The organism is Clostridium sp. (genome assembly GCF_032552055.1).
Lineage (GTDB): Bacteria > Bacillota > Clostridia > Clostridiales > Clostridiaceae > Clostridium.
Genome location: NZ_JAWGSV010000235.1, coordinates 1 through 4,935 on the forward strand (window position 1 = coordinate 1; position 4,935 = coordinate 4,935).

Below are 4,935 nucleotides of genomic sequence, written 5' to 3' on the forward strand. Positions count from 1 at the left end.
TTATATAATTAATTAATAAAGTATTTATAGAGAAATATATTTCTAAGTAAAAAATAATAGAAGAGACTTTCATACAGCCTCTTCTATAAATATAGTAATTCTCTTATATAAAATTCTTAAACTACCTTAGTTCCATGAATTTCTTTAGCACCAGTGTACTCTAATAAGTAATCTCTATTTTCCTTATTTACACCTTTTCCTGGCATAACTATTATTCTATCATTTGCATATTCGATTAATTCTTTTAGAACATCCTTACCTGCCATAGCATCTTCTGTTCCACCTTTAGTTAATATTCTATCTACTTCTAAATCTACTAATTCATCGATAGCCTTCTTTTTATCTTCAATTTCATCAAAGGCCATATGGAAGGTAATTTTCATAGGTTTTGCTTCTTCTACTAATCTTTTAGTTAGTTCTAAATCTATTTCATTTCCTTTTAAAGCACCTATTACAACTCCATAAATTCCTAATTCTTTACACATTCTTATATCTTCAATCATAATATCAGCTTCATCTTTTGAAAATTCAAAGTTTCCGCCTCTAGGTCTTATAATAACCATTGCTGGAATCTTAAGAGTATTAATTACTTTTTTGATATTTCCATAACTAGGAGTTGTTCCTCCTTCTATAAGATTGTCGCAAAATTCAATTCTATCTGCTCCTAAAACCTCAGCTTCCGCAGCTTCACTGTAGCTACCTACACATTTCTCAAATAATTTCATAATATCCTCCTTAGTTAAATAACTATTAACCTAATATATTTACATTTATTATTATATCAATAATAAAATAATGTCACACTTTACACTCTAAAATAAAAATTCAATCTAGATGAGTTTTATTTTATATAGTACTTACTTTAACTGTACAATATAAAATAATAAATCACAAGACTGAGTTTTTTATTTATCCGATTGCTACCATTGTTAACACTCCCGCCTTCTATAAGTGGGAGATAAGCACTGCTACACGCCTGGATTAGTTCTTCTAATTATAATATTGAATTTTGTGATAAGCTCTTATATCTATCATATCTTTCCTTAGCATCTTCTTCAGTCTTAGCAAATAATTCATCTGCTATTTCTGGGAAAGCCTTAGCAAGTGATGAATATCTAACTTCGCCCATTAAGAAGTCTCTAAGACTACTACTTGGTTCTTTAGAATCTAAAGCAAAGGCATTTTTACCTTGAACCTTTAAATCTGGGTTGTATCTATATAAATGCCAATATCCTGAATCAACAGCTCTCTTTTCTTCATAAGGAGTATTTGACATTCCAAGCTTAATCCCATGACTTATACAAGTTGCATAAGCAATTATTAATGAAGGTCCATCATAAGCCTCTGCTTCTGCTATTGCTTTAAGAGTTTGATTTAAGTTAGCGCCCATACAAACTTGAGCTACATAAACATACCCATAAGTCATAGCCATAAGTCCTAAGTCCTTCTTCTTGGTTCTCTTTCCTGTAGCTGCAAATTTAGCAACAGCTGCTTCTGGAGTTGCCTTTGAAGATTGACCTCCTGTATTTGAGTAAATTTCTGTATCAAATACTAAGACATTAATATCTTCACCTGAAGCTAATACATGGTCTAATCCACCATATCCAATGTCATATGCCCATCCATCTCCTCCAAATATCCATTGAGATCTCTTAACGAAAAATTCCTTATCCTTTAAGATTTCTTTAGCTATTTCTGAGTTTTCAGACTCTAAAGCTGCAGTCAATAATCTAGCTCTTTCTCTAGTTCCTTCACCACTTTCTCTATGGTCATACCAATCCTGTAGTACTTCTTTAGATTTATCTGAAAGATTTCCTTCTTCTAAAGCTATTCTTACATTATCAGCAATTCTTTCTCTTATAGTCTTAACCCCAAAGAACATTCCAAGTCCATATTCTGCATTATCTTCAAATAATGAATTAGCCCAAGCAGGTCCATGCCCTTCACTATTTGCTTTATATGCAGTTGATGCACCTGATGCAGCCCAAATTGATGAACAACCTGTTGCATTAGCAATCATCATTCTATCACCAAATAATTGAGTTACAAGCTTAGCATATGGGGTTTCTCCACAACCTGCACAAGCTCCTGAGAATTCTAATAAAGGCTCCTCAAATTGACTTCCCTTTACTGTATTCTTACTCATAGGATTTTCCTTCGGTGATAATCCATCAATAGCATATTCCCATGCTTTAATTTGATCTGTTTGAGTTTCTATAGGCTTCATAACTAAAGCCTTACCTGGAGCTGGACATATTTGAGCACAGTTTCCACATCCAGTACAATCTAAAGTAGATATTCCAATAGTGTATTGATACTCTTTATTTCCCTTAACTCCATTAGCCTTTATAGTCTTATAGCTATCTGGAGCATTCTTTGCTTCCTTGTTAGTAGCTAAGAATGGTCTAATAACAGCATGTGGACAAACAAATGCACATTGGTTACATTGGATACATTTATCTTGTTGCCATTCTGGAACATTAACAGCAATTCCTCTCTTTTCAAATGCAGTAGTACCTGACATAAATGTTCCATCAGAAGTACCTGAATCTATAAATGTTGAAACAGGAATATTACTTCCTTCTAAACTGTTAATAGGAATGCAAATTTCTTCAACAAACTTAGGTAATACCTTCTTTTCACTCTCTTCCTTATCTACAGCATCTTTCCATGAATCCTTAGGAGTAATCTTAACTAATGAATCTAAGCCCTTATCAATAGCTTCATAATTCATATTAATAATTTTCTCACCTTTTTTACCATAGGACTCAACTACTGCATTCTTTAAATACTTAACTGCATCTTCAATAGGAATAATATTAGCTAGCTTAAAGAAAGCAGCTTGCATTATCATATTAATTCTTCCACCAAGTCCTATTTCTTGAGCAATCTTTATAGCATTTATAATATAGAAATCTATATTATTTTCTACTATATATCTCTTCATCTTAGCTGGAAGCTTTTCTTCAAGTTCTGCTTCATCCCAAATAGAGTTTAAGACAAATACACCATTTTTTCTTAATCCCTTTAGAACATCATACTTATAGACATAAGATTGATTGTGACAAGCCACAAAGTTAGGCTTTTCTATTTCATAATGTGATTTAATTAATGATTTACCAAATCTTAAATGAGATACAGTTATCCCACCAGATTTCTTTGAATCATAAGCAAAATATCCTTGAGCATACATATTAGTATGGTCACCAATTATTTTTATTGCACTCTTATTAGCGCCTACTGTACCATCTGATCCTAATCCCCAGAATTTACATTCTGTAGTTCCTTCTGGAGTTGCATCTACTTCTTCAATTGGATCTAAAGACAGATTAGTTACATCATCTTCTATACCAATAGTAAATCCATTTTTAGGTTTATCAGCTTTTAAATTCTCAAATACTGCAGCTATATGTGAAGGATATGGATCTTTTGAAGACAACCCAAATCTACCACCATAAACCTTAGGTGGATTATTCATTTCATTAACAGCTCTAACAACATCTAAGTATAAAGGCTCACCTACTGATCCAGGCTCCTTAGTTCTATCTAAAACGGCAATTTTCTTAACTGTATTTGGAATTACTTTTAATAACTTTTCAATAGAGAATGGTCTGTAAAGTCTTACCTTAACAAGGCCTACCTTTTCTCCCTTAGCTCTTAAATAATCTATAGTTTCTTCAGCAACTTCAGTTACTGCACCCATAGCAATTATTATTCTATCTGCTTCTTTATCTCCATAATAATCAAAGCAATGATATTCTCTACCTGTAAGTTCAGTAATCTTAGACATATATTCTTCAACTATATCTGGAATATCTTCATAATACTTATTTAATGATTCACTTAATTGGAAATATACATCTGGATTTTGTGAAGTACCTCTTGTAACTGGATGATCTGGATTTAAAGCACCTTTTCTAAAATTATTTAAAGCTTCATAATCAACTAATTTAGCAAGCTCATCATATTCTAGAACTTCAATCTTTTGAATTTCATGGGATATTCTAAATCCATCAAAGAAATTAATAAAAGGCATTCTTGCTTTAATAGCTGTTAAATGAGCAACAGGAGCTAAGTCCATTACTTCTTGTACTGAACCTTCTGAAAGCATTGCAAATCCTGTTTGTCTTGCTGCCATAACGTCTTGGTGATCTCCAAAAATACTTAGAGAAGATGTTGCAATAGATCTAGCTGCAACATGTATAACTGCTGGTAATCTTTCACCAACAATCTTATACATATTAGGAACCATTAGTAATAAACCTTGAGATGCTGTAAAAGTAGTGCTTAATGCCCCTGCTTGTAGAGAACCGTGAAGAGCACCTGCTGCCCCAGCCTCTGATTGCATTTCAACTAACTTTACAGGTTTACCAAATATATTTTTCTTACCCTTTGCCTCCCACTCATCCATATGTTCAGCCATTGGTGAAGATGGAGTTATTGGATAAATTGTACTAACTTCTGTAAGAGCATATGCCACATGAGCTGCAGCAGTATTTCCATCCATGGTCTTTGTTCTTCTCATTTTGTCTACATACCTCCTTTGAACTTTATTGTATATATAAGTTGCAATAATATTTTAGTTTTTACATAGATATGTTCAAATATACAAAAATCAATCTTATATTGAACACCTACATCTATAATATACCAAATAATAATAGTTCTTTAAAGATAATCACTATACTTTTAATCAATTTTCAATATTCATATTTATGCATATTATGCCTATATAAAGCCTACTTCTCTCCAAGTCGACATTCTGATTATATTATGTAAAATCATATTAATGAAAGAATGGAAAAGTGAAAGAATGCCCCTAAAAAAATCCTTACAGATTTTTTTATAAGGTAATCTTTAAAACAAAAGAGGTTTTGCATTGCAAAACCTCTTCCCTCATTTTTTCATTCTTTCATTATCTTAATTTTTCATTAT

2 protein-coding genes are annotated in these 4,935 nt (G+C 32.1%); both read right to left on the reverse strand.

Annotated features, from left to right (window positions below; translation table 11 throughout):
• Positions 1-116: 116 nt before the first annotated feature.
• Positions 117-725, reverse strand: coding sequence for a copper homeostasis protein CutC (locus E6248_RS13115; RefSeq protein ID WP_316341241.1), 609 nt, complete (start codon positions 723-725; stop codon positions 117-119).
• A gap of 269 nt (positions 726-994) precedes the next feature.
• Positions 995-4,525, reverse strand: coding sequence for a pyruvate:ferredoxin (flavodoxin) oxidoreductase (nifJ, locus tag E6248_RS13120; RefSeq protein ID WP_316341242.1), 3,531 nt, complete (start codon positions 4,523-4,525; stop codon positions 995-997).
• Between the last annotated feature and the right edge of the window lie 410 nt (positions 4,526-4,935).